General features: G+C 49.8%; 1 rRNA gene. It reads right to left on the bottom strand.

Features of this window, described 5'->3' with window-relative positions:
• Positions 1-255: ribosomal RNA gene (locus GTP45_RS27875) — 23S ribosomal RNA — on the bottom strand; the annotation flags it as partial.

The raw sequence follows: 255 nt of genomic DNA, 5'->3' as shown, positions 1-255 counted from the left end.
AATACTCATCTCGCCCACCTGTGTCGGTTTGCGGTACGGTCTCGTATGACTGAAGCTTAGAGGCTTTTCTTGGAACCACTTCCGATTGCTTCGTGAACAAGTTCACTCGTCCCAGTCCCTTGGATTATGTACCCGGATTTGCCTAAGTACCTCCTATGAACCAGAAACTGACTATTCCAACAGTCAGACAACCTTCCGCGATCCGTCCCCCCATCGCATCATACGACGGTGCAGGAATATTAACCTGCTTCCCAT

It is taken from the genome of Duganella rivi (assembly GCF_009857435.1).
Taxonomy (GTDB): domain Bacteria; phylum Pseudomonadota; class Gammaproteobacteria; order Burkholderiales; family Burkholderiaceae_D; genus Rugamonas; species Rugamonas rivi.
The sequence above is the reverse complement of the archived record's forward strand: the minus strand, read 5'-3'. Positions and strand labels throughout refer to the sequence as shown.